Origin of the sequence: Allomuricauda sp. M10, assembly GCF_020782875.1 — a bacterium.
In the GTDB taxonomy this organism is placed as follows: domain Bacteria; phylum Bacteroidota; class Bacteroidia; order Flavobacteriales; family Flavobacteriaceae; genus Flagellimonas.
On record NZ_JAJGBN010000003.1, the window covers coordinates 282,350 to 308,534 of the forward strand.

At 43.6% G+C, this 26,185-nt stretch carries 21 protein-coding genes; 10 read left to right on the forward strand and 11 right to left on the reverse strand.

All coding sequences use genetic code 11. From position 1 onward, the window contains the following. Positions 1-118: 118 nt before the first annotated feature. On the forward strand, positions 119-2,575 hold the full coding sequence (locus LKX84_RS10195; protein ID WP_228237063.1) for an outer membrane beta-barrel family protein: 2,457 nt from the start codon (positions 119-121) through the stop codon (positions 2,573-2,575). Here LKX84_RS10195 and mutS read toward each other — a convergent pair. Continuing rightward, positions 2,572-5,154, reverse strand: a complete 2,583-nt coding sequence (gene mutS, locus LKX84_RS10200) for a DNA mismatch repair protein MutS (protein WP_228237238.1) — start codon at positions 5,152-5,154, stop codon at positions 2,572-2,574. The genes LKX84_RS10195 and mutS overlap by 4 nt on opposite strands. A gap of 278 nt (positions 5,155-5,432) precedes the next feature. Between mutS and LKX84_RS10205 the strand changes: the two genes are divergently transcribed. After that, the gene (locus LKX84_RS10205) at positions 5,433-5,972 is read left to right on the forward strand and encodes an RNA methyltransferase (protein WP_228237064.1); all 540 of its coding nucleotides are present in this window, start codon (positions 5,433-5,435) and stop codon (positions 5,970-5,972) included. A gap of 117 nt (positions 5,973-6,089) precedes the next feature. On the opposite strand, the gene folK is transcribed toward LKX84_RS10205, so the two are convergent. Then, positions 6,090-7,235, reverse strand: a complete 1,146-nt coding sequence (gene folK / locus LKX84_RS10210) for a 2-amino-4-hydroxy-6-hydroxymethyldihydropteridine diphosphokinase (RefSeq protein WP_228237065.1) — start codon at positions 7,233-7,235, stop codon at positions 6,090-6,092. Positions 7,236-7,304: 69 nt separating this feature from the next. Here folK and sppA point away from each other — a divergent pair, with 69 nt between their 5' ends. The 3 genes from sppA to LKX84_RS10225 are packed head-to-tail and all read left to right on the forward strand — an operon-like array spanning position 7,305 to position 12,510. Further along, positions 7,305-9,065: a signal peptide peptidase SppA gene (sppA, locus tag LKX84_RS10215; RefSeq protein WP_228237066.1), complete on the forward strand. Its 1,761-nt coding sequence runs from the start codon at positions 7,305-7,307 to the stop codon at positions 9,063-9,065. Positions 9,066-9,069: 4 nt separating this feature from the next. Next, entirely contained in the window at positions 9,070-9,777 is a 708-nt protein-coding gene (locus LKX84_RS10220; protein WP_228237067.1) for a queuosine precursor transporter, read from the forward strand. A gap of 36 nt (positions 9,778-9,813) precedes the next feature. After that, complete coding sequence (locus tag LKX84_RS10225) at positions 9,814-12,510, forward strand: AsmA-like C-terminal region-containing protein (protein WP_228237068.1); 2,697 nt, start codon at positions 9,814-9,816, stop codon at positions 12,508-12,510. A gap of 134 nt (positions 12,511-12,644) precedes the next feature. Here LKX84_RS10225 and LKX84_RS10230 read toward each other — a convergent pair whose 3' ends face one another. Both LKX84_RS10230 and LKX84_RS10235 read right to left on the reverse strand, forming a co-directional pair. Further along, positions 12,645-13,412 carry a DUF6090 family protein gene (locus LKX84_RS10230; protein WP_228237069.1) on the reverse strand — a complete coding sequence of 256 codons (768 nt, stop codon included), beginning with the start codon at positions 13,410-13,412 and terminating at the stop codon, positions 12,645-12,647. Between the two features lie 190 nt (positions 13,413-13,602). Continuing rightward, the gene (locus tag LKX84_RS10235; protein ID WP_228237070.1) at positions 13,603-14,394 is read right to left on the reverse strand and encodes a DUF2797 domain-containing protein; all 792 of its coding nucleotides are present in this window, start codon (positions 14,392-14,394) and stop codon (positions 13,603-13,605) included. 98 nt (positions 14,395-14,492) lie between these two features. Between LKX84_RS10235 and LKX84_RS10240 the strand changes: the two genes are divergently transcribed. Both LKX84_RS10240 and LKX84_RS10245 read left to right on the forward strand, forming a co-directional pair. Next, positions 14,493-16,016, forward strand: coding sequence for a GH3 auxin-responsive promoter family protein (locus LKX84_RS10240; RefSeq protein ID WP_228237071.1), 1,524 nt, complete (start codon positions 14,493-14,495; stop codon positions 16,014-16,016). Positions 16,017-16,164: 148 nt separating this feature from the next. Continuing rightward, a complete protein-coding gene (locus LKX84_RS10245) occupies positions 16,165-16,704 on the forward strand; it encodes a hypothetical protein (protein WP_228237072.1) in 540 nt (179 codons plus the stop codon). Here LKX84_RS10245 and clpX read toward each other — a convergent pair whose 3' ends face one another. The 7 genes from clpX to LKX84_RS10280 form a co-directional block, all read right to left on the reverse strand. Further along, positions 16,705-17,940, reverse strand: a complete 1,236-nt coding sequence (gene clpX, locus LKX84_RS10250) for an ATP-dependent Clp protease ATP-binding subunit ClpX (RefSeq protein WP_228237073.1) — start codon at positions 17,938-17,940, stop codon at positions 16,705-16,707. 87 nt (positions 17,941-18,027) lie between these two features. After that, positions 18,028-18,708 carry an ATP-dependent Clp endopeptidase proteolytic subunit ClpP gene (gene clpP / locus LKX84_RS10255; protein WP_163634860.1) on the reverse strand — a complete coding sequence of 227 codons (681 nt, stop codon included), beginning with the start codon at positions 18,706-18,708 and terminating at the stop codon, positions 18,028-18,030. A gap of 87 nt (positions 18,709-18,795) precedes the next feature. Continuing rightward, positions 18,796-20,118 (reverse strand): trigger factor, encoded by a 1,323-nt coding sequence (gene tig, locus LKX84_RS10260; protein WP_228237074.1) that lies wholly within the window; start codon positions 20,116-20,118, stop codon positions 18,796-18,798. A gap of 99 nt (positions 20,119-20,217) precedes the next feature. Then, positions 20,218-20,562 (reverse strand): phage holin family protein, encoded by a 345-nt coding sequence (locus LKX84_RS10265; RefSeq protein ID WP_228237075.1) that lies wholly within the window; start codon positions 20,560-20,562, stop codon positions 20,218-20,220. A gap of 78 nt (positions 20,563-20,640) precedes the next feature. Continuing rightward, on the reverse strand, positions 20,641-22,140 hold the full coding sequence (locus LKX84_RS10270) for a G-D-S-L family lipolytic protein (protein WP_228237076.1): 1,500 nt from the start codon (positions 22,138-22,140) through the stop codon (positions 20,641-20,643). Positions 22,141-22,275: 135 nt separating this feature from the next. Then, the gene (locus LKX84_RS10275) at positions 22,276-23,046 is read right to left on the reverse strand and encodes an alpha/beta fold hydrolase (RefSeq protein WP_228237077.1); all 771 of its coding nucleotides are present in this window, start codon (positions 23,044-23,046) and stop codon (positions 22,276-22,278) included. Next, entirely contained in the window at positions 23,046-23,762 is a 717-nt protein-coding gene (locus LKX84_RS10280) for a pyridoxine 5'-phosphate synthase (RefSeq protein WP_228237078.1), read from the reverse strand. Before LKX84_RS10280 ends, LKX84_RS10275 begins: the two co-directional genes overlap by 1 nt. A gap of 86 nt (positions 23,763-23,848) precedes the next feature. Between LKX84_RS10280 and LKX84_RS10285 the strand changes: the two genes are divergently transcribed. From LKX84_RS10285 to LKX84_RS10295, 3 genes are all read left to right on the forward strand, one after another. Further along, positions 23,849-24,505, forward strand: coding sequence for a CBS domain-containing protein (locus LKX84_RS10285; protein ID WP_228237079.1), 657 nt, complete (start codon positions 23,849-23,851; stop codon positions 24,503-24,505). Between the two features lies 1 nt (position 24,506). After that, on the forward strand, positions 24,507-25,388 hold the full coding sequence (locus tag LKX84_RS10290) for an NAD kinase (RefSeq protein ID WP_228237080.1): 882 nt from the start codon (positions 24,507-24,509) through the stop codon (positions 25,386-25,388). A 111-nt stretch (positions 25,389-25,499) separates the two neighbouring features. Beyond that, positions 25,500-26,183: a DUF6089 family protein gene (locus tag LKX84_RS10295; RefSeq protein WP_228237081.1), complete on the forward strand. Its 684-nt coding sequence runs from the start codon at positions 25,500-25,502 to the stop codon at positions 26,181-26,183. The last annotated feature ends 2 nt before the right edge of the window (positions 26,184-26,185 follow it).

Consider the following 26,185-nt stretch of genomic DNA (forward strand, 5'->3'; position numbering starts at 1 on the left):
AATTTTCATCATTATCTGGGATAAGAAGCAGGAAGTCAACTAAGTATCACCTTCTGTCAATCCAATTATGTTGGTAGGACAAAGCAACCTTCATTTGGCAGAAATCAATTCAAAGCAAATGAAAGTCAAGGAATTAACTGGTAAAAAAATCTGTGTGAACCTTATGTTGATTGCTGGAATATCCCAAGTTTTGGGTCAGGTAACCGGCAGGGTAAACGATGAACAAGGCAATCCTGTTCCTTTTGCCAATGTGGTGTTGTATCAGGCCTCCGATACCACGTTGGTGACCGGCACTATCACGGACGATGTGGGTCATTTTTCTTTGGAAACCAAAGCAATAGGCCCATTTCGAGTGCGGGTGACCTATCTCGGTTTTGCCGATCACTATACGGAACCCTTTCATTTGAATTCAGGTGTGCCATCACTTCAATTGGGCACTTTGGTGTTGACCGAAAATGTGAACGAACTGGATGAGGTGGTGTTGGCGGCACGAAGGGATTGGGTACAACGCACCCCGGAAGGCCAAGTAATCAATGTGCAGAGCAGTGTGATGACCAAGGGTAGTAATGCCCTGCAACTGCTGGAACGGTTACCCGGGGTGATTTTGGACCGAAGGGACGACCAGTTTTCCTTGAACGGGCAAAGTGGGGTTACCGTCCTCTTCAACGGTCGAAGGGTATCCATGTCCATGGAAGATGTGATGGCCCTTTTGGAGAGCACCTTGGCGGACAATATTGAAAAGGTGGAACTCGTCACCTCTCCTTCGGCCAAATACGATGCGGATGGGGGAGCGGGCATCATCAATATTATCTTCAAAAAAGGAATGAACGAGGGCAGCCAGTGGAACTACAGCGCCAGTTTGGGGTATGGCTATTGGGAAAAGGCAAGTACCTCGTTGGGCTATTCCTTCGGAACGGAAAAAATGCATCTGAATGCCAACTATTCCCTGTTCCACGATCATGGCAAAAATGGGTTTGAAGGGTCGGGAACGAGTTTTCAACCTATTCTCGGCGCTCCCAGTCAGGCTATTTTTTCCACCTATTTCAATAATAACAACAATGCCCATAACCTGAATTTAGGAATGGGGTATCAAATTTCACCAAAGATGGAACTAGGCGGGGAACTCACCTTGAATTTTTCCAAGAATAGAGCTATTTCAGATGTGAACAACCAACGAATCATAGAAGGTCAGGATTATTTTAGATCTCATTTGGTTACAGACGGTAATGCATCGAAGTTGAATGTGATTTCTTCCCTATACCTGACCAATAAACTGACCGATCATTCTAGTTTTGCTGTGGATGTGAGCTATCTCAACTTTACCAATGATAACCCGGCCAACACCCAGACTGAATATTTTGATGAAAACGATGAGCCCTACGACCCGGAAAACGAAATTTTTACGGATGGGAATCGAGGTTTTAGTGAATCCACCATCCAGTTGGGGGTACTCAAGTTGGATTACAACCATGCCTTCAGTGACAAATTGGAGGCGGAATTCGGATTCAAAGGCAGTTATTCCGATAACACCAACGATAGCAAGATTGAAACCCAGGTTGATGGGGAATGGATCGTGGATCCCCGATCCCAAAGCTTGGTTGAGAGTGATGAAACTTTATGGGCAGTGTACTCTCAGTTTCATGTGCAACTTCATAAAAAATCGAAGGTCGACCTTGGTTTACGGTATGAGGATTGGAGACGCAACTTGTCCACTTCGGAAGAGGATTTTGCCATCCGTCAATTCTTTCCGTCGGTTTCCTACCAATACCAACTTTCTGAAAATCGGCAACTCAACCTGAATTACCATCGCCGGATCAGTAGGCCTGCCTATTCCGATTTGGTCACGAGTTTGTACTACAATGATCCCACCGCCATTTTTACGGGCAATCCCATGTTGCGGCCGGGTATCACCAATACGTTGCAATTGGAATATGTGAAAAATGGATTTTCTATGGGACTGTCGCTTCAAAAGGAAATCGACCCCATCATTCGATACCAATTGACGTCCACACCCCAGAATGACATCTTGGTAGTGTCCCCACAAAATGCAGATTATCAGAAAAGTATAGGTCTCTTTTTGAACATTCCCGTACAGTGGGCATCTTGGGCTAGGCTCAATGTGTCCTCCACTTCGGCCATTCGCGATTATAAAATTTCATACAGCCCCAACCCAGCTTCAAAGACCTATTTCTACCAGGGTCTCAACTTTAACCAAAGCTTCAAATTGCCTTGGCAAATGGATGTGGAATTGTCGGGTTGGTACAATTTTGATCACTATAACGGCACCAATTCCACAGAGGGTTTTGGGGTGATGAATTTTGGGATTTCAAAACAGTTCAAGAACGATTGGGGAACCTTGCAGTTCAGTGTTTCAGATGTGTTCCGAAGTTTGGATATCCATACCCATATCAGTGGGATGACCCCCATTGTTTTTGATATTGATACACACTCTCGGTATAGGGATGAATCGGCCTTTACCCGTATTTTTCGTTTGACCTATTCCCGAAGTTTTGGAGGAAATGCGAACAAAAAATCACGTAATCTGGAAAAAGAGGAATTCAATCGGGTAAATTAAGAAGTGGCCTTCTTCTTTTTGCTCAACATGCGTTTGATCTCGTTGAGTTTCATCAGGGCTTCCACAGGCGTTAGGGTGTCAATGTCCAAATGCAAAATTTCATCCTTGATTTCTTCCAACAAGGGGTCATCCAAATTGAAAAAACTCAACTGCATCTCGTTTTGGGAGGCTTGGAGTTTATCTGAAATCTCTTCACTGGAATGTGATTTTTCCAGTTTTTTCAGGATTTTATTCGCCTTTTGGATGACCTGTTGGGGCATGCCCGCCATTTTGGCCACATGGATCCCGAAGCTGTGCTCACTGCCCCCGGGTACCAATTTCCGTAGGAAAAGCACATTATCCTCCAGTTCTTTCACCGAAACATTGTAGTTCTTGATCCGGGTAAAGGTGGTGGTCATTTCATTCAGTTCGTGGTAGTGCGTCGCAAAAAGCGTTTTGGCCCTGGCCGGATGTTCGTGCAAATATTCCGAAATGGCCCACGCAATGGAAATACCATCGTAAGTGCTGGTACCGCGACCGATTTCATCCAACAACACCAAACTGCGCTCGGAAAGGTTGTTGAGGATGGATGCCGTTTCGTTCATTTCCACCATAAAGGTGGATTCGCCCATGGAAATGTTATCGCTGGCCCCCACACGGGTAAAAATCTTGTCGATGACGCCAATTTTGGCCTCGGAGGCGGGTACAAAACTTCCCATTTGGGCCAAGAGCACAATCAGTGCCGTTTGCCGTAACAAAGCCGATTTACCACTCATGTTCGGTCCCGTGATCATGATGATTTGTTGGTCATCACGATTCAATAATACATCATTGGTCACGTACTGCTCGCCCAAGGGCAGCTGTTTTTCAATAACGGGGTGTCTGCCTTCTGTAATGTCCAGTGCGGTGGACTTGTCCATGAACGGTTGCACATAATTGTTCTCGCTGGCCAGTTGTGCAAATCCACAAAGGCAATCCAACTGTGCGATCAAATGGGCATTCTGTTGCACTGGGGTGATGAATTCCTGCATCCATACCAATAGGCGTTCGAATAGTTGTTGCTCCAAGTGTAGAATGCGCTCCTCGGCTCCTAGGATTTTGGCCTCGTATTCCTTGAGTTCTTCGGTGATATAGCGTTCCGCGTTCACCAAGGTCTGTTTGCGGATCCAATTTTCCGGAACCTTGTCCTTGTGGGTATTGCGTACCTCAATATAATAACCGAACACATTGTTGGAATCGATTTTGAGCGAAGTGATCCCTGTAAGTTCGGTTTCTCGCTCCAACATTTTGTCCAGATAGTCCTTGCCCGAAAAAGCAAGGTTGCGCAATTCGTCCAATTCCTCGGAATAACCAGTGGCAATGGTGTTGCCTTTGGCTAGGTTCACAGGGGCTTCCTCGTTCAAAACCTCCTTGATTTTAGCTCGAAGGTTCTCACAAGCTTCCAAACGTTCTCCAATATTTTGCAGTGAAGGATTGGTGCTGTCCTGTGCCGCTAATTTTATGGGCACGATGGCTTCCAACGAATTTTTAAGTTGGATGACTTCCTTCGGGTTGATTTTTCCGGTCGCCAATTTGGAAATGAGACGCTCCAGATCACCCATTTGCTTGATCCAATGTTGCATCTTTTCCAATTGATCACCATGTTCCTTCAAATGGGCCACCACTTGATGGCGCTGCTGAATTTTCTCCAGATTTTTCAGGGGAAGGGCCAGCCAGCGTTTCAATAAACGTCCACCCATGGGCGACAGCGTGTTGTCGATAATGTCCAACAAGGTCACTGCATTTTGATGAGGGGAATGGTAGAGTTCCAGGTTTCGGATCGTGAACCGGTCCATCCACACATATTCCTCTTCGGCAATGCGTTGAATCTGGTTGATATGCTGTAGGCGACTATGTTGTGTTTCCGATAGGTAATGCAATACCGCACCTGAGGCAATGATGCCATGGTTGAGGTGGTCAATACCGAAACCCTTAAGGGTTTTGGTGCCAAAATGGTTGTTCAGGCTTTCCACGGCATAATCTTCCTGAAAGATCCAATCTTCTGTAAAAAAGCTGTGGTATTGATTGCCAAAATATTCTGTAAATTCCTTTTTATGGTTTTTGGAGACTAACACTTCATTAGGTGCAAAATTTTGAAGCAGTTTGTCCACTTGCTCCACCGAACCTTCCGAAGTCAAAAATTCTCCCGTGGAAATGTCCAAAAAGGAAATGCCCAACTTGTTCCTTCCAAAATGAACGGCACTTAAAAAGTTATTGTTCTTGGCAGTCAGGATGTCATCGTTGAGGGCCACACCAGGGGTCACCAATTCGGTCACCCCACGTTTTACGATGCTCTTGGTCATCTTGGGATCTTCCAACTGGTCGCAGATGGCAACCCGTTGCCCGGCTTTTACGAGCTTCGGCAAATAGGTGTTAAGGGAATGGTGGGGAAATCCGGCCAGTTCCGTTTTATCGCCACCATTGTTCCGATGGGTTAGGATAATCCCCAGGATTTTGGCGGCCTTGATGGCATCATCACCAAAAGTTTCGTAAAAGTCGCCCACACGGAAAAGCAACAGCGCATCAGGATGTTTGGTCTTGATGGCATTGTATTGTTGCATCAACGGGGTTACCTTCTTTGTCTTATTGGCTGCCAAAGCGATTTTATTCGTTTATTTTTGCCCTTTGATGAGGCAGAAGTTCATATTGGTTATCGATACTCAACTGATGTCACATCGAGCGGAGTCGAGATGTTTGGTCAACCTTTCGACTGCGCTCAAGGCGACCAAATTGTTTTTTCGTAACAAGAAATAATTTCGAGCTACGGGAAAAACGAATATATCGCTTTCATCAGGTTCCCAAAATTTTTGTTGATATTTTGCCATCAATGGTTAAAAAAATGAATCGAAAACTGGAAAATAGCGAATTGGAACGACTGGACGTAACCAGTTTCAAGGAAGCAAAAAAGACGCCGATCATTGTAATATTGGACAATGTTCGCAGCTTGAACAATATTGGTTCCGTGTTTCGAACAGCCGATGCCTTTTTGGTGCAAAAGATTTATCTCTGTGGCATTACGGCAACCCCTCCCCATAAAGATATCCGGAAAACGGCCCTGGGTGCCACCGAGAGTGTGGATTGGGAATACCGAAAGGATACCCTGGAACTGGTCGAGGAACTCAAATCCAAACAGGTTAAGGTCATTTCTGTGGAGCAGGCAGAGAATGCCATCATGTTGAATGATTTTCATGTGGACGCTAACACAACGGTGGCCTTGATTTTCGGAAATGAGGTCAAGGGGGTGTCCCAAGAGGTGGTATCGGCCAGTGATGCTGTTTTGGAAATTCCGCAGCTGGGGACCAAGCATTCCCTCAATATTTCGGTAAGTGCAGGGATAGTAGTGTGGGATGTGTGGTGCAAACTCAATGCCCAAAAATGAAAAAAGCCCTGTTCTTTACAGGGCTCTATATAAAGCTTGAGTTAGTTAGTCTCGTATTTTGAGGGCTCTAAGAAAATAAAACCAATCGTTATATCCAAATATTTTGCAAAAATTCTCTTAAATGGTTGAGGATAGAATGTTGTCTTCCAGCTTTTGTAAAATGGTTTCGTAATCCTCGGGTTGTTGTACAAAATCCATTTCGCTGATGTCCACGATCAAACTGTTCTGGTCTTGGTGGCTCTTGATAAAATCCAGATAGCCCCTATTTATTTTCTCAAGATATTCAGGGTCAATGTTTTGCTCATAATCCCTTCCCCGTTTTTTTATGTTCGCCAGCAACCGTTCTGTGTTTTGGTAGAGATATAGATAGATTTCCGGCTTTTTTACCTCCTTGTACATAAAATTGAAGACCTTTCGGTATAGGTTGTACTCTTCACGCTGCAAGGTCACCTTGGCAAAGATCAACGATTTGAAGATGTCATAATCGCTCACCATAAAATTCTTGAAGAGGTCAAACTGGGAAGTGTCATCCATAAACTGCTGGTAACGATCTGCCAAAAAGGACATTTCCAAAGGAAAAGCATATCGCGACTGATCCTCGTAAAATTTGGGTAGGAAAGGGTTGTCCGCAAATCGTTCCAAAATCAATTTGGCATTAAAATCATGGGCAATCATGGTGGAAAGGGTTGTCTTTCCGGCACCAATGTTCCCTTCAATGGAAATCAGCTGCAACTGCGAAAAAAGGCCGATTCGGTCCTTGAACAGTTTGTGCTTTGTTTTGGTCAACTTGCTTTTGTCCCTGCATTCCTGGAGCAGGTTTCGGGTGTCTTTCTCAAAAATGGGATGGTAAAACTGGGGGGCAATATCCGATAACGGTTTCAGTACAAAATTGCGGTTTTGCATCTGCGGATGCGGAATTACCAAATCGTCGGTATTGATGATTTCTTGACCGTAATATATGATGTCAATGTCCAAGGTTCGGGAGCTGTAACCATCCCCATGGGAACGTACCCGTCCAAATTCTTGTTCTATGTCCAAAAGGGTATCCAACAGGGCTTTTGGTTCAAGGGGTGTCAGTACAGAAATACAAATGTTCAGAAAATCGTCCCCTTCAAAACCAACGGCGGGGTTTTCATATACCGAAGAAATATCCAACACAAGACCAACCTGCTGTTGTGTCCGAAAAATAGCTTTTTGCAGGTTCGCAATCCGATTGCCCAAATTGCTTCCGAATGATAAATATACCTTGTGTTTTTTGCCCATAATCGAAGGAACAAAGTAAACAAAACAATACTACAATGGTTATATTTGGCACGTAATAAATTTTGTTGGATGAACTTTTTGAGGAACCTTTTGGCTTCCATTTTAGGGAGCTTGGTGGCATTTGCGATAATCATGGGGATGTTCTTCATCTTTTTGATTTTGATGGGAAATTCGGAGGAAGGAGTACTGGTAAAAAAGAATTCCATTTTGGAAATCGGACTGATGATGCCCATCATGGATTATACGGGAGTTGATGATACCGATCCCTTCGGTGGCCTGTGGGCTTCGGAAATGGGTCTGGATGAGATCATACACGCCATTAAGGTGGCCAAGGAAGATGATCATATTGAGGGAATCAGCATCACCACCAGTTTTTTACAGGCAGGGATGGCCCAAACAAGGGAGATCAGGCAGGCATTGCTCGATTTCAAGGCATCAGGCAAGTTTGTCATGGCGCATTCCGATTTTTATTCCCAAAAGGATTATTATTTGGCCAGTGCGGCCGATGAGGTGTATGTGAACCCAGTTGGAGCGTTGGATTTTAAAGGATTGGCCACGGAAGTACTATACTATAAAGACCTTCAGGAAAAAACAGGAATCAAGATGGAAGTCATCCGCCATGGAAAGTACAAAAGTGCGGTGGAGCCCTTTTTGTCCAATACCATGAGTGATGAGAATCGTACGCAGATCAAGGAATTGCTCACCTCCATCTGGGATGTGATCTTGGACGATGTTTCGGCATCGAGGAACATTTCCAAAGTAGATTTGAATATCATCGCCGATACGTTGGGAGGAAGGACTCCAAAGCTGGCCGTTGCATCGGGGTTGCTGGATGGTACCTTGCATTTTGATCAGTACGAAGGATTGCTCAAGGAAAAAACGGGTATTGGGGAAGATGATGAACTGAACTACGTCTCCTTGATGGATTACGTTCAAAATACCAATAGTAGCAAGTTGCTTACCGGGTCGGATAAAATTGCAGTGATCTACGCCCAAGGCGAAATCTTTTTCGGGGAAGGTGGTAAAGACTATATCGGTCAGGGTTTGATCGTGGATGCACTGCAAAAGGCCACCAAGAACGAAAATGTAAAAGCCATTGTTTTTCGGGTTGATTCCCCGGGCGGTAGTGCCTTGGTGTCCGACATTATTTGGAGGGAAATGCAATTGGCCAAGGCCAAAAAACCTTTGGTCGTTTCCTTTGGAAATGTGGCAGCTTCCGGCGGATATTATATTGGTGTAGGTGGCGACAAGATTTTTGCCGAACCCACTACTATTACCGGCTCCATTGGGGTATTCGGAACCATTCCCAACGTAAATGAACTGGCCAAGAATGTAGGTATCAATGCAGAGCAGGTCGGCACCAACAAGAACTCTGTGGATTATTCCTTATTTGAACCCATGAGCGATTCGTTCCGAGATGTGGTTTTGGAAAGTATCGAGGAGACCTATGGTACCTTTTTGGAGCGAGTGGCCCAAGGTCGAAATATGACCGTTGCCCAGGTGGATTCCTTGGCGCAAGGTAGGGTATGGAGCGGTATTGATGCAAAGGCCAACGGTTTGGTGGACGAATTGGGGAATTTGGACGATGCCATTGCCGCTGCAGCCGAAATGGCAGGATTGGAATCCTATGGCATTCGCCAATATCCCAAATACAAAAGCGATTTTGAACGCTTCATGGAAGATTTGGGTGGAATGAAGACCAAAATTGGGCAGGAACTCATTCAAGAAGAAATTGGAACCGAAGCATACAAGATGTTGAAGGAGTTTAAAGATTTGAGCAAGCAGGAGGGAATTCAGGCCAGAATGCCTTTTAGTCTTAACATCAAATAGGAGGATGACGCAAAGGGACAAAAGAGCGGCATTTACCATTTACCTCTATCTGGGGGCCCTCTTCATTACCTCGTTGGTGGTGTCCAACCTTATTTTTCAAAAGTTTTTTCACTGGAACCCCTTTGGGGAAGTCACTGTTTTTGGTGCGCCGTTGTTTGAGCTTTCCGTGGGGATTCTACCTTACCCGGTCACTTTCTTGATCACGGATTTGATTTCGGAGGTGTATGGGCAAAGGAAGGCTAATCAGGTGGTTACGGCAGGTATTTTTGCTTCTTTCTTCTCCATGGGCATCATTCTTTTGGCTAATTATTCCGAAGCAATTCCTACTTCCCCTGTGGATGATGCCACCTTTAGCAAGGTCTTCGGGTTGTCTCCATTAGGTGTTTTGGCCTCCATGTTGGCCTATCTGGCCGCACAGTACATCGATATAAAAATTTACCATTATTGGAAAAAAGTGACCGAAGGCCGCATGTTATGGCTACGTAACAACTTTTCCACCTTCTCTTCCCAGTTTATTGATACCCTGACCGTAATTACTTTATTATGTCTTTTTGGGGTATTGCCTTGGGACAAATTTTATGGTTTATTGGTCAGTGGGGTCATTTTTAAGTTGATTATTGCCGTGTTGGACACCCCTTTCCTCTATTTGCTCGTATATATCATGCGTAAAAGATTTAACTTAAAAATAGGGGAGGAAATTTCTTTGGATTGACAACTTCTCCTTTATTTTGTTGTAAAACATCAAGGTATGAAGAAAAAAGTCCTAAAGATTGCCGGTATAACCCTACTTATCCTACTTGTTCTGATCATTGCCCTTCCATTGTTCCTTCAAGAGAAGATCGAACAGATCATCAAAGACAAAGTCAACAACAGCATCAACGCCACCTTCGATTTTGAAGATGCCAGTTTGAGTTTACTAAAAAGTTTTCCGAATGCCAATTTGGAACTCACGAATCTTTCCCTCGTAAACAAAGCCCCTTTTGAAGGGGACACGCTGTTTTATGCAGGCGATATTCAACTCACCATGTCCATCAAGGAATTGTTCAAGTCAGCGGATGAGCCCATCGTGCTTCAAAAATTGAACTTGGATCATGCTAAAGTGAACATTAAGGTGGATGTCAATGAAAATGCCAATTACGACATCGCCAAGGAGGACGAAAGTGCTTCGGCGGAAACTGCAGATGCATCAGATGACAATTTCACCTTGGCCATGGATTCCTATAGCATTACCAATTCGGAGATTGTGTACCACGATCTTTCCAGTGGTATGCGATTGGCCATTTCTGAAATGAACCATACGGGTACCGGGGACTTGTCCCTCGAAAAGTCCGAATTGAAAACCATGACCGATGCCTTGGTTTCTTTTGAGATGGACAGCACGTTGTACCTGAACAAGAACAAAATCAACTTGGATGCCTTGATCGATATTGACCTAGCCGAGAGTAAATATTCCTTTTTGGAGAACAAAGCCATGGTTAACCAGTTGCCCTTGGTTTTTGATGGCTTTGTGAAGTTGAACGACAATAACCAAGAGGTGGATATCACCTTCAAGACGCCTTCTTCGGATTTCAAAAACTTTTTGGCGGTAATTCCCGAAGCGTATTCCAAAAACATTGAAACCGTTGAAACCACCGGAAACTTTGAGGTGAACGGTCAATTTAAAGGAATTGTGGACGATGAACACATCCCTACTTTTAAAATTGCCATCAATTCGGACAATGCCTCGTTCAAATATCCGGATCTGCCCAAAGCGGTTCGTAACGTGTATATCGACACCGAGATCAACAACGAAACGGGCATCACGGAAGATACTTATGTGAACATCAACAAATTGTCCTTCACCATTGATCAAGATAAGTTCAATATGAACGCCAAGATCAAGGAACTGATGGGCAACACCAAGGTGAACGCCCATATGGATGGCAAGATCAACTTGGCCAATCTTTCCAATGCTTATCCCATGCCCGAAGATTTTAATTTGAAGGGGATGCTGAATGCGGATGTGACCACTAGTTTTGATATGGCCTCTTTGGAGAAAAAGCAATACCAAAACACCCAAACCTCCGGTACTATGCAATTGACCGGGTTTGAGTACACTTCCGAAGAAATGAAGAACCCGGTGGCCATTAGCAATGCGGCCATGACCTTTAATCCGCAGACCGTCACCCTGAATTCCTTTGAAGGAAAAACGGGAAGTACAGATTTTAATGCTACGGGAACCTTGACCAACTTGTTGGGCTTTATGTTCAACAATGAAAATGTGGAAGGGAATTTCAAGTTGACTTCCAATCAATTCGCTCTGAACGATTTTATGATGGAGGATACAGTTGAAGAGGGCCAGACACAAACCGAGACCACCACCACTGGCGAGGAACGCATCAAAATCCCATCTTTTTTGGACTGTACCGTGGAAGCGGCTGCCAATACCGTGTTGTATGATGATCTGAAACTGAAAAATGTGAAAGGAACCCTGGTGATCAAGGATGAAACTGCCACCGTAAAAAATCTGACTTCAGATTTGTTTGGAGGAACCTTGGGTCTGAGTGGTGCTGTTTCAACTAAAGGGGAAAATTCCACTTTCGATGTGGATTTGGGCATGAGTAATTTCAATATCGGGGAGTCTTTTGCCGGATTGGAACTCTTCAAGGTATTGACACCTTTGGCAACCGCTATTCAGGGTAAGTTGAATTCCGAAATCAAACTTGCAGGAAATTTAAAGGAGGATTTCACGCCGAACCTAGCGACGATTTCAGGGAATTTATTGGCCGAATTGCTTTCACCAAAAGTAGACACACAAAAGGCTCCCTTGGTCTCGGCATTGGACAGCAAACTCAATTTTTTGAATACCAAGGAAATCAATTTGGAAGGTTTAAAGACCGCCTTGAGTTTTGATAATGGAACGGTTCAAGTAAAACCCTTTGCCTTAAAATACAAGGATATTGCCATAAACGTGGCAGGTAGCCATACGTTTGACAAGCAGATGAAATACACTGCTACCTTGGATGTTCCAGCCAAGTATTTGGGCACCGAAGTGAACAACTTGATAGCGCAATTGAACGACAACAGCCTGCAAGAAGTGACCATACCTGTTACGGCCAACATTGGGGGAAGTTTTACCGACCCGACCGTTAGTACGGACCTCACCTCTGGGGTAAAAACCTTGACAACCAAATTGGTGGAAATCCAAAAACAGAAATTGGTGAACAAAGGGAAAGATACCGCCAAAGAGCTTTTGTCCGATGTGTTCAAAAAGGCCGAAGGAGACACCACCACAACGACCAAATCTTCTGGCGTAAAAGAAACCTTGGGTAATTTGCTGGGTGGAGAAAAGACGACCACGACCGATACCACCAAGACCACTACCAAGCAAGAAGATGTTAAGAACACGGCAAAATCCGTTTTAGGCGGTTTGCTGGGGAAAAAGAAAAAGGATACGGTTAATTAACCTGGGAGGCTGTACAAATTTTATTCGATCGTCATTCCGAACTTGTTTCGGAATCTCATAACAGGATTTATTGACTGTTGTGGAAAACTGAAACAAGTCAGGTTGACGCCAAGGTATTTTTTGGACAACTTTTCTTATTCTTTAATCTCACTATTAATGGTAGCCAGAATCTCATCCATCCCTTGCATCAACGGGCTGTAGTGCATGGTTTCCGTGGTGATGCTGGTGAGGATGAACATCAAAATATTGTTCTCGAATTTAGTGGATTGCAAAAGAGGAAGGTTGCTCAGTTGTTCCTTTCCGATAGGCAATCCCAGGTCGCCAGAAACCCCTGTGAAATCATAGATGGTTTTGATACTGTTTTCGTTGGTCCTGAACATATTGATGATCTGATTCCTTTCATGATCCAGCATTGCCTCTTGTTTGGTGATATCCTCCAAGTTGGAAATCCAGTTGGTGAGCAAAACACGAAGTTGAGGATTGGAAAGGTCCTTTAAACTGCCAGAATTGATCATTTCTTGAAGCAGCGAGTTGTTTGGGTTGAAGGAAATATCAAAGGCGAAGGCATTGTAAAAAAGATGGGACAATTCTTCCTCATTGGGAAGGTCCGTGGGATTTTGCATAAAGCCAATGATCTTTTTGGAATCCTCATAGCTTTTTTTGTTGACGCTGATGAGTTCCTTCAATTTAATTTGGCTCGTTTCGAATTCCTTTTTTAGCCCGATAAGGTATACCTGTTCTTTTTCGCGCTTGATGTGTTGTTCATTGGCGTTGTCAATGGCAAGGGCTATCAAGATTCCGATGACCACCAATACAATTTCTCCAATGGCATAAACGATATAATTCCTGATTTTTTTTTCTTCGATCAGTCCCTTTCTTTTGCTTCTGAATATTTTAAGCATGTTCAATTCTTAGGTAGTATTCGCTTTTTAGTAATTACCGATGAAATCAACGGCCATGGGGTGATGATCAAGAAGTAACTCAATGTGCATCAACACGGCATTGGGAAAGTTTTTCATGTGGTTGGTTTTCATAAATATACATCAAAGATCTTGAAACTTCGATATTGATGAATGGAGCAACGAATCGCTCCTAAATACTTACCCCAACGTAGTATCCCTCACTGCCACGAACGTTAAAAACCATACTGTCCTCAAAAATAAGGTACTGTCCCTTGATGCCCTTTAGGATTCCTTGGTAACTTGGTGTTTTGTCCAGATTTAGGCTTTTTACCTTTTCGGGGTATTGCAGCACAGGGAAGTCCAAATGGGTCTCTTGGTTGTTATTTATAAAATAATCGGCTACTTCATCGGGGATGAATGGTTTCAATTTATTGCGCCATTCCACTAGATCTACATCTTCAATTCGGTTGGTGAGCATTTTTTGCCAACTGGTCTTGTCACTCACATGGTCTTTTAGGGCCACTTCGGTAATTCCGGCCAAATAGCGGTTAGGTACTTCCACAATTTCGATGGCTTCATGGGCCCCTTGGTCAATCCAACGGGTGGGAACCTGGGATTTTCGGGTAACCCCAACCTTAATGTTGCTCGAATTGGCCAAGTACACGATATGGGGCTGTAATTGCATTTTTTTCTCATACTCCAAATCGCGGTCTTCCTGGTCTAAATGGGCCGTGCTCAATTCGGGTTTCATGATCCAGTCACCAGCAGAGGGTGTTTCATAAAAGCATGATTTACAAAACCCTTGTCGGTAAATAGGTCTGTCCTCCCCACAGTTCAAACATTGAAATTTGATAAGGTCAATTTTCAGCTCTTTGTCCAGCAACTGGTTCAGGTTCAAAAAATCGCTTCCCAAGGTTAAAAAGTATTGAATGGGTTGGCCGTTCTCTGTATGCATTTTGCGCAGGACTCCTTCGTACAGCATGTTGTTATGAATGTTTGTTTCTTATTTGAAAATGAATGCGAGAAAAGCTATTTTAGCTGTTGCACCCAACTGAATTTCTTGGCTAAAGATACCTAAAAATGCCCATACCATTATTCAACTCCATAGCTTCTTGGTTATTGAGAAAGCGCTATCACCAAATAGAACTTTTTCTCAAATACCCGTTGGATGTTCAGGATGAGGTGTTACGACAATTGCTCGATTTTTCCCAAGAAACCATGATCGGAAAGCAGTATGGTTTTGAGGACCTTCCCAAATACGAGGAATTCCGCAACCGGGTTCCCATTGTAGGGTATGAAGATGTGGCTCCCATGATCGAGCGTACCCGTCGTGGGGAACAGAACCTTTTTTGGCCCACTACCATTAAATGGTTTGCCAAAAGTAGTGGTACCACGAATGCGAAGAGCAAATTTATCCCTGTAAGCAATGAGGCTTTGGAGGACTGCCATTACAAATCCAGCAAAGATTTGCTTTGCCTGTATCTCAACAACAATGAAAACTCCCAACTCTTCACCGGTAAGAGCCTGCGATTGGGTGGGAGCAAGGAACTTTACGAAGACAATGGCACCTTTTTTGGCGATTTATCCGCCATTTTAATTGATAACATGCCCCTTTGGGCCGAATATAGCAGTACGCCCAGTAGCAAGGTTTCGTTAATGAGCGAATGGGAGTCTAAACTGGAGGCCATTATTGAAGAAAGCATTCAGGAAAATGTGACCAGTTTGGCCGGCGTGCCATCTTGGATGTTGGTTTTGCTCAATCAAGTATTGGAAAAAACCGGAAAAAATCATTTGTTCGAGATCTGGGAAAATCTGGAAGTGTATTTTCATGGTGGGGTCAGTTTTACGCCCTATAAAAACCAGTACAAAAATTTGCTCCCGAGAAAAAAGTTCAATTTTTATGAAACCTACAATGCCTCCGAAGGATTTTTTGGGATACAAGATCGGAACAACTCGGATGAGCTTTTGTTGATGTTGGACTATGGTATATTTTATGAGTTCATACCCATGGATTCCAATAGGAGTGAAGATTGGGCCATTCCGTTATGGGAAGTGGAACTGGGGGTGAACTATGCCATAGTGATTACTACCAATGCAGGGCTTTGGAGGTATAAGATAGGGGATACGGTCCGGTTCACCTCCAAGAACCCTTATCGAATCAAAATTACAGGCAGGACCAAACATCATATCAATGTTTTTGGGGAAGAATTGATCATTGAAAATGCGGAGGAGGCATTGCGGCAAATTTGCCAGAAGACAGATGCCGAGATCATGGATTATACAGCAGCACCCATATTCATGACCGGGAAGGAAAAGGGTGCCCACGAATGGATCATCGAGTTTAGGAAACCGCCAGAAGACGTGGCCTATTTTACCGAAGTGTTGGACAATGCACTGAAATCCCTCAACTCCGACTATGAGGCCAAACGGTATAACAACATCACCTTAAAAATGCCAAAAGTGCATGTGGCCCGTAAAAATTTATTCCATGACTGGCTCAAATCCAAGAACAAATTGGGCGGCCAACATAAAATTCCTAGGCTTTCCAATGAACGTGATTATTTGGATGAACTGCTCCGTATGAACATGGAAACAAAGGTGTAAGGTGTTTTTTACACATTTACGAAAACGTTTTCGTAAAGTTGACCTTTTATCGTGCAAAGCTTCCTTTTGAACAAATAAAAACGGTTTTTCCCCGTTTAATGTAGAAATTCCCCCTCGCTAATCTTTCAAACACTAAACCATAAAGATCATGGCAGAAAAGCTAGTTGTTATCTCCGATATGTGGGGGGCAAAAAAAGGACTTTGGATTGCATCCTATTTTGGATACCTCCAACAATACTATGACATCGTATTTCATGATTGCCAACAATTGGGCAATATAGATGTTCCTGTTTCTTCCGAAGAAAATGTGCACCATGCCTTTGTGGAAGGCGGTATTGAACTGGCCGTTGCCAATTTGCTCAAAAAGGAAATAAAGCCAGCCCATTATTTGGCCTTTAGCACCGGTGGTACCATAGCCTATAAGGCGGCTTTACAAGGTTTGCCCATGAAATCCTTGACGGCGATTTCGGCTACCCGAATCCGATTTGAGGAGGATAGACCTGATACCCGTTTGAATCTTATTTATGGGGAATGTGATGCCAATAAACCGGATATGAAATGGTCACAACAAGTAGGAGTGGATTTTAGGATTGTACCTAGCTTTGGCCACATGCTCTATTCCGATGAAAAAATAATTTCCGAAGTCTGTTTGGAACTTTTGGAGCAAGTCACAAAAAAAGTGGTCTAATTAAGAGACCACTTTTAGTTTTTTTATCGTTTCGTACGACAGCTTTTCCTCTGCGTACGCCTTGCTAACCTTGAACTCGGTTTCATCACTGCTCGGTAGTGTGAACATCGCATCTGTGAACACAGCTTCACAAAGGGAGCGTAATCCCCGCGCCCCAAGCTTGTATTCAACCGCCTTGTCTACAATATAGCTCAATGCCTGTTCGGTAATGGTAAAGGTGATACCGTCCATGGCAAACAGCTTTTCATATTGTTTGATGATAGCGTTCTTAGGTTCGGTAAGGATGGCGCGCAATGTTTTTGCATCCAATGGGTTCATATGGGTGAGTACAGGTAGTCGCCCGATGATTTCTGGAATCAAACCAAATTCTTTTAGATCTTTTGGGATGATGTATTGCAAAATATTGTCATTGTCCAACTTGTCATCTGCTTTGGATGCACTATAGCCAACCGCCTGCATGTTCAATCGTTTGGTAATGATGCGTTCGATACCATCAAAAGCACCACCGGCCACAAAAAGAATATTTTCTGTATTTACCTCGATGAACTTTTGGTCCGGGTGCTTACGGCCACCTTTAGGTGGAACGTTCACCACGGTACCTTCCAACAGTTTCAGCAACCCTTGTTGTACCCCTTCACCGGAAACATCTCTGGTGATGGATGGGTTATCGCTCTTGCGAGCAATCTTATCGATCTCATCGATGAAGACAATGCCTCTTTCCGCTTTTTCCAAATTGTAATCGGCAGCCTGTAACAAACGGGTAAGGATGCTTTCCACATCTTCCCCAACATAACCAGCTTCGGTAAGTACCGTGGCATCTACAATGGCCAAGGGCACATTGAGCATCCTGGCGATGGTCTTGGCGATAAGGGTTTTACCCGTACCGGTCTGCCCCACCATAATGATGTTGCTCTTTTGGATCTCTACATCGTCATCCTTGCCCTTGGGTTGCAAGAGTCTTTTGTAGTGGTTGTACACCGCTACCGACATTACTTTTTTGGTCCTTTCCTGACCAATAACAAATGTGTCCAAGAAATCACTGATCTCCACTGGTTTTTTCAGTTCCAGTTCGGAGGATAGGTCGTGGTTTTTGGATTGTTTGGATTCTTCAGCAACAATGCTATGGGCCTGTTCTATACATCGGTCGCAAATATGCGCATCAAGACCAGCGATCAATAAATTGGTTTCTGGCTTTTTTCTTCCACAAAAAGAACATTCCAAGTTTTCCTTTGCCATATTTCTCAACTATTCAACCATTAATAACGCAAAAAAATGGATTTTGGTCTGCGTTAAGGGGTTGGCTTCTTATTTAATGGGTATGAATTAGGATTTTTCCCTTATCAAAATTTCATCGATCATGCCATAAGCTTTGGCTTCTTCGGCCTTCATCCAGTAGTCTCGGTCACTGTCGTCATACACCTTGTCAAAAGGTTGACCGGAGTGGTTGGAGATGATCTCATACAATTCGTCTTTGATCTTCAACACTTCTTTAGCTGCGATTTCAATATCACTGGCTTGGCCTTGGGCTCCTGAAAGGGGTTGGTGGATCATCACCCTTGAGTGGGGCAATCCACTTCTTTTGCCCTTTTGTCCCGCGCAGAGCAATACGGCTGCCATAGAGGCGGCTATACCGGTGCATATGGTAGCTACATCGGGTTTGATGAACTGCATGGTATCGTAAATGCCCAATCCGGCATACACACTTCCACCTGGGGAGTTGATGTAGATCTGGATGTCCTTGGAGGCATCCGCACTCTCCAAAAAGAGCAACTGTGCCTGTACAATATTGGCCACTTGATCGTTGATTCCTGTTCCCATGAAAATGATACGGTCCATCATCAATCGGGAGAAAACATCCATGGCAACTGCATTCAGCTGGCGTTCCTCTATAATGTTGGGGGTCATGTTCATAGGGTACATGCTGCTCATGATCTGGTCATAGTGCATGCTGTTTATACCGTGATGCTGGGTAGCATACTTTCTAAATTCTTTTCCGTAATCCATAGGATAGTACTCGATTTATCTTAAAAAAAAGGTGCCGAAAAATTAGCTTTTCGGCACCGTAAAGATACTTATTTTTCTTTTAGCAGACTAGCTGTATGCCTCCTTGATGAAGTCGTCATAAGATACTTCCTTCACCTTAAGGTTGGCCTTCTCTTTGTAAAGGTCCAACAATTTTTGGCTCATCAACTGTTCTGAAAGTCGTTTCACTTCGTCTTGGTTGCTCAAAACACGCACGGCGATGTTCTCCAATTCTTCTTCTTTGGGGTCCATGTGTCCGTATTGGGCCATTTGTGATTTGATGAAACCTTTGGCAAATTCCTTCAATTCATCAAACTGTACCTGAAGACTGTTCTCTTGAATGATCTTGCCTTCGATCAATTGGTAACGCAAACCTTTTTCAGACCTTTCAAATTCTTCATTGGCCTGATCGTCAGATAGCATTTGCTCACCACTCACTTGAATCCATTTTTTCAAGAACCCTGCTGGCAGGTCAAATTTGGTTTCCTCGATCAATTTCTCGGTGATGTCGTTCAACAATTTTTGATCGGACTGCTGCTCAAACTGGTTTTCAGAATCTTCCTTGATACGGTCCTTCAATTCTTTGGCGGAAGTTACCTTGTCCTTGCCGAACAATTTATCGAACAATTCTTGATCCAATGCGGCAGGTTGTCTTTCGTTGATTTCCTCAATGGTGAAAGTAACCTCGGTAGCAAGACTGTCTGCCTTGTCACGGTTGATGCCCAATGCGCTGGATAATAGGTAATCTTCCTTGAAAAGTCCTTTGGTGGAAAGGGTAACAACGTCACCTACTTTTTTACCAACCAAGGCATCCACAGCTTTTTTGGCTTTTACCTTGTCCACTTCAATAGTGGTCTTGTTGTTGATGTCCTCGGCTTCGTTGGCAAATGTTCCGGTCACCTCGTCGGCTTTGCCTACTTCGGTTTTGGAAACCAACTTTCCGTATTGTTTTTGGATGCGCTCCACCTGATCATCGATCATTTTCTTATCGGCCACGATCTTGTATTGGGTCACGGCTTTTTTGGTCTTCAACTGAACGTCAAAGCTTGGTGCCAATCCCAATTCAAATTCGAAATCGAGATTTTCGTTGTCCCAATCAAAATTTTCTGGCTGCTTGGGAAGCGGGTTGCCCAAAACATCCAATTTTTCCTCAGTAAGGTATTTGTTCAGATTGTCCTGAAGCAGTTTGTTCACCTCATCCACCAAAACAGCTTTTCCGTACTGTTTTTTGATCAGTCCCATGGGAACCTGACCTTTTCTAAAACCTGGAATATTGGCTTGTTTTCTGTAGTCATTAAGGATTTTTTCTACCTTGTCCTGATAGTCTTCTTTGCTTATGGCGACTTTTACAACTGCATTAAGATCGTCAATCTGCTCTTTAGTAATATTCATCTCCTACCTAATTTGCTGTTCAAAAATGGGATGCAAAAGTAATGCATTTTTAATTTGACAGCAACTTTTTAAACCCTTGAATTTCAAACCAAACGAAATCTATTTGTCTTCCTTCAAAATGGAGTGTAAAATGGACTGTAAAATGGACAGCAACAAACTGAAAATAATGGCCCACCAGAAGTTGACCACCTGAAACCCATCAATCAATTTTGCGGCAAAAAGAATGATGATCGCATTGATGACCAATAAGAAAAGCCCTAAGGTGAGAATGGTGATCGGCAGCGTTAAAATAACAAGGATCGGTTTCACCAAAAAATTGAGCAAGCTCAATACAACGGCCACAATGATGGCGGTGACCATGGAATCTACACCAACGCCTGGTAAAACATAGGCAAGGATGACCACGGCAAGGGCGTTCAATAATAATCTCAATATAAGTTTCATAAAGGTGATTTTTGAAGTTGTTTTAATAAAAAAGGCACCGTGTTTACGGTGCCCTTAAGATAACGAAATAATGTTTGTCTAGTTAATATAGAGCCCGGTATAATCCAATGGATTGACCATCGGCAAGTTGGACCCAAATTTTGTATTGATGGCTGTGGTAAATGCGTTGGCAATGATGGCATAACCCCTTGGAGCTGGGTGAACCCCGTCCAAAGAAAATCCACCACCAGTGGCAAAATCGCTGGTCACCACGCTACCATCACTTAATGAAAGACCTGTAGAATTAATAGTGCTCAACAATGAGTTGGCATCTACAAATGCTAGATCATAAGCTGAAGCCAAGGCAGCGATGGTTTGGTTGTAGGCATCGGTTGCCGTTTTAACCATTAGTTGTTCTTCAGGGGTCAAGACCCATTTGTCAGCCAAAGGAACGGCTACTCCATTAATGGAAGTGGGATTGTTGGGATCAGCCAAAGTTCCAATAAAGCTGCTAGAGGTCAATACCAGCAAATCTTCAGCAGTGGCTTGCCTCATATTGATCAAGGCTGGGTTGAAACCTGTTAAATTAGTCAGGTCCTCATCAATAATAACCACAGCATTTCCTTCCCCTGCAGAAAAGGATATAGTTCTTTTTGCCAATTCTTCCGCAGTAATAATATTTAAAGCTTGCAATTGGGCCAATCCTGCATTGTAAGCACCGTAAGCTGCCATACTGTTCAAGTAAGCGGCAGTTTGGGCATCCAACGGAATAGGGTTATGTGGAACGGTAGTAAAATAGGGAATGTCGGTCACATATGGAATGTTGGCAATGGCACCATCTGCGCCACCCGCTTTCAACGTTTGAACAATACCACTCATAACACTTGCATACACATTAGGGTCGGTAATATCATCCCTTGAATAGGTACTTGGGTCCAAGTTTCCTGTTTGATCTTCACCTTCACCTCCGCCAACAGCATATAAGACTACGTCATTGGTTCCTGCCCACAGCGTAAAGAAGGTTGCGCCTTGTGCGGCAGCATCTCCGATTACAGTTGCGGATTCGCTAGATGAGAAACGTGCAAAATATGGATTGGCGGTACCCAAAGCTACTCCTGCTACGCTACCATAGCCCGGAGCCAATAATTCATAACTTTTTGCCCCTGGTACTCCCATGTTGTTGAAAGGACCTGATAGTTTACTGGATACCTCGGTGGCGCCTTGCCCGGATACTGGAGTTGGGGCGGGACCATTGGCGGTGAAAGCCAAAAATAGCCTGTTCCCTGCAATTGGGGTTCCCTGAAGGGTCATGCCCCCTAGGTTGTCCGCCATAAATGGAATATCGAAAGACCCTCCACCGGCCAAGGCAAAATTAGTAGCCAACATATTGGTGAAGGAGGCTTCCTGGCCTGCAATAAAAAGAGCGTTATCGGAGTAACCTGCTGTAAGTGAGTTTCCTACCGCTACATAATTGGAGAAATCCGCGGTTCCAGAAGTGTATTCAATGGGTTCGGTCGTGTTGTCAATTGGGGTCGTATCGTCTTCACATGCCATCAAGAATAAGCCTAAAACTGGTAGTAAGGCATAATACTTTTTCATATCCAAAATCTGTTAGAGTTAGTTTATGTTAACTTTTATGGTAAAATCACAATAAACCAAATCTATATCAAATTTGTTATACAGGCAATTAAATGGACAAAAAAATTATGCATGCATAATAAAAAGGGTAAAATTTTAAGAATTTAGGAAAGAGAAGCTCTTTTCGAAAAACTGGGTGGGGTTTTCGGCATGCAACCAATGCCCAGCATTATCGATGGTTTCAATCTGTGCATTGGGGAAGTGTTTTTTGATCTCGAGATAATCATTCGGCATAATATATTCCGACCGATCTCCCCTTAAAAATAGGGTAGGGCCTTCGTAAATGGCCAATGCGGAGATATTGTCCCCAATTTCTTCCATTTTGTTTTTTAGCACTTCAAAATTGAACCGGAAACCCAATTTTCCCTGCTCCACCCAATACAGGTTTTTCAACAGGAATTGACGAATTCCAAAATTTCTGAGGTATTTGGACAGCTCTTCATCGGCTTCCGTTCTGCTTGTAATCTTGTCAAAATCCAACTTGTCCAGCGCGTTCACGATATCCTGATGATGCGGCGGGTAGAACTTGGGCGCGATGTCGGCAACCAACAATTTGGTCACTTTTTCGGGATGTGAAGTTGCCAATTGCATGGCCGTTTTTCCGCCCATGGAATGCCCAAGCACAATTGCTGAATCCAAGTGGTGGTGGTCCATATAGTTGATGACATCTTGGGAAAGCAGTTCGTAATCAAAATCAGGGGAATGGAAACTTTTGCCATGGTTCCGTTGGTCAATCAAATGTACCTGAAATCCGTTTTCGGCATATTGGGTGCCAAGGGTTTTCCAGTTATCCGACATCCCCAAAAAACCATGTAGAATGAGGAACGGTTGGCCTTTGCCCATTATTTTTGAATGCAGTATTTCCATTATTTCAATCTGTGTAGGTACATGTTGATGACATTTTCCAAGCCCAAATAAAGGGATTCGCAAATCAGTGCATGGCCAATGGAAACTTCCAATAAATTGGGAATATGTTGTTTGAAAAATTGGATGTTGTCCAAGCTAAGATCGTGTCCAGCGTTAAGTCCAAGTCCTGCTTTTTGGGCCGCTTCTGCAGCTTTCACAAAAGGAGCAATGGCCGATTCCTTGTTGCCTTTGGCAAATTCATGGGCGTAGCTTTCGGTATAGAGTTCCACACGATCGGTACCTGTCAAGGCTGCTGCCTCGACCATTTTGGGGTCGGGATCCACAAAAATGGACGTTCTAATTCCGTTCGATTTGAAGGTCTTGATCACATCAATCAAAAAATCCTTGTGTTTAATGGTATCCCAGCCCGCATTGGATGTAATGGCATCCTCAGCATCGGGCACCAAAGTGACCTGGGCGGGTTTTACCTCTAGGACCAAGTCTATGAAATTCGGCACCGGATTTCCTTCGATATTGAATTCGGTCATGACAATTTTTTTGAGGTCCCTAGCATCTTGGTAACGAATATGTCGCTCATCCGGTCTTGGGTGGACCGTAATACCCTCCGCCCCGAAAGATTCAATGTCCTGGGTAGATGTGATAAGGTTGGGTACGTTGCCGCCGCGAGAATTTCGTAATGTTGCCAGTTTATTTATGTTGACGCTCAACTTTGTCATGAAGTTCTTTTTTAGATTGGCAAAAATAGGAATTAGGCACGCCTTTTGCCATTAAAAATTAGTATTTTGCACCTAATAACAGCGATATGTACATCCAAGACCAAATTATAACCACAGTGCCGATTTTCGAGGTTTCCGAAACCTTGAAGGAGGTGATCAAGTTTTTTGAGGAGACCACATACTCCCATGTGGCCGTTACCGAAAACGGGGTTTACCTTGGACTTTTGTCGGAGAACGATCTACCCTGTTTTGAGCCAGAAAAATCCATTGAGGATTTTAGGTACGAGTTGGATAGTTTCTTCGTGACCAAAGAAACGGCTTGGTTGGATGTATTGGAAATGTTCTCGCGTAACGAGGCCAATATTTTGCCCGTTGTAGATGAGAACCAATTGATTTTGGGGTATTATGACCTGGAAGATATTGTAAGCGTTTTTATCGATACCCCATTTTTTAAGGAGCCTGGGGCCATTTTGGTCGTTTCCACAGGGGTCAAGGATTATTCCTTTAGTGAGATCGCCCAGATTGTGGAAAGCAACAATGCCCGTTTGCTAGGCGCCTTCATTACCGATTCTGAAAACGATGTGGTGCAGATTACCCTTAAGATCGGTACCCAAAATATGAATGAGGTGGCCCAAACTTTTAGACGATACAATTACACCATAGTTTTCGGAAATAGTGATGATCAGTTCCTTGAGGATTTGAAACAACGATCGGGCTATCTGGAAAAATATCTCAACGTATAACATGAAGGTAGCCATTTACGGTCAATCCTTTCAGGAAGAGGACAAGTGTTGTGTTCAGGAACTTTTGGAGGAACTCGAAAAGTTGGATGCGACCATTTATGTTGAGGAGAACTTCAACAAACTTGTTTCCGAAGTCACCAAAGACCATATTGATGGCGAGTTTACGGTATCCAAAGGATTGGACTCCACTTTTGATATGTTCGTGAGTTTTGGTGGTGATGGCACCATGTTGCGCGCCGTGACTTATATCAAGGATTACGGCATTCCAATAGTTGGAGTCAACACAGGCCGATTGGGGTTTTTGTCCACTTTTAAAAAGGAAAACGTGCGTAAACTGGTCACGGAATTTGTGGCCGGGCACTACACTATTGAGGAGCGTACTTTGGTAGAGGTGGAGTTGAATTCGGAATTGGATGAATTCAAAGGGCTTAATTTTGCTTTGAACGAGGTAACGGTAAGCCGCAAGGATACCACTTCCATGATAACGGTAGAAACCTGGTTGAACGATGAGTACCTCACTTCTTACTGGTCCGATGGATTGATCGTATCCACACCAACAGGTTCCACAGGATATTCCCTTAGTTGTGGCGGACCAGTGATTGCGCCAACGGCAAAATCATTGGTACTTACACCCATAGCGCCTCATAATTTGAATGCACGTCCATTGGTCATTTCAGACGATACCCAGATCAGGTTAAAGGTTTCCGGTAGGGAAAAAACGCATTTGGTTTCATTGGATTCCAGGATTGCTGATATTCCGAATGGCAAGGAAATCCGAATCAAAAAATCCGATTTCACCATCAAGATGATCGAGTACAAATCGGAAAGCTTCCTAAAAACGCTTCGCAATAAATTGCTTTGGGGGGAAGATAAACGCAATTGAACTTGGGGCGAACAATAAATGGAGCGAAAAACTGTTTTACAAGGGAGAACAAATCAAACAAGATAAATATCGACCTTCCTTTACTCTTAAAACTTGAATTTTTTGGTTAGTATGCGGATAGTTTTGGCTGTATTTCTATGCTGTGTGATCAAGGTCAGCGCACAGACCTATGAGATTGGATTGTTTGCTGGAGGTGCCAATATGGTGGGCGATGTGGGAAGGACCAATTACATTTTACCTTCCGGTCCGGCATTTGGTGGCATTTTTAAATGGAACAAGGGAAAACGCTACGCCTGGAGGGGTAGTGTTATCTATGGACAATTTACCGCAGACGATACAAAATCCAGCATGCAATCCCGTCAACAACGTGCCTATGTGGTGGATAATTCGGTATTGGAGTTCTCCGCGGGGCTCGAAATCAACTTCGTGGAATACAACCTTCACAAGCTCGGTCCGGCCTTTACACCCTATCTGTACACGGGTTTTACCTATTTTAGGTACGATTTTAATTATTTTGATGCCCTACAAGTGCAGGATATTAACCAAAAAGACGGTAGTTTTGCAATTCCAATGACGGTTGGGGCAAAATACCGGTTAAGTCAGTTCCTTATCCTTGGGGCCGAAATTGGGGCCAGATATACTTTGACGGACAATTTGGACGCAAGTAATCCCGAAGGTTCCAATTATGAGCAGTTCAGGTTTGGGAACATATTGAGCAATGACTGGTATGTGTTCACAGGTTTTACATTGACGTATACCTTTGGACGCAAGCCCTGCCAGGATTGTTTTCAATAAAT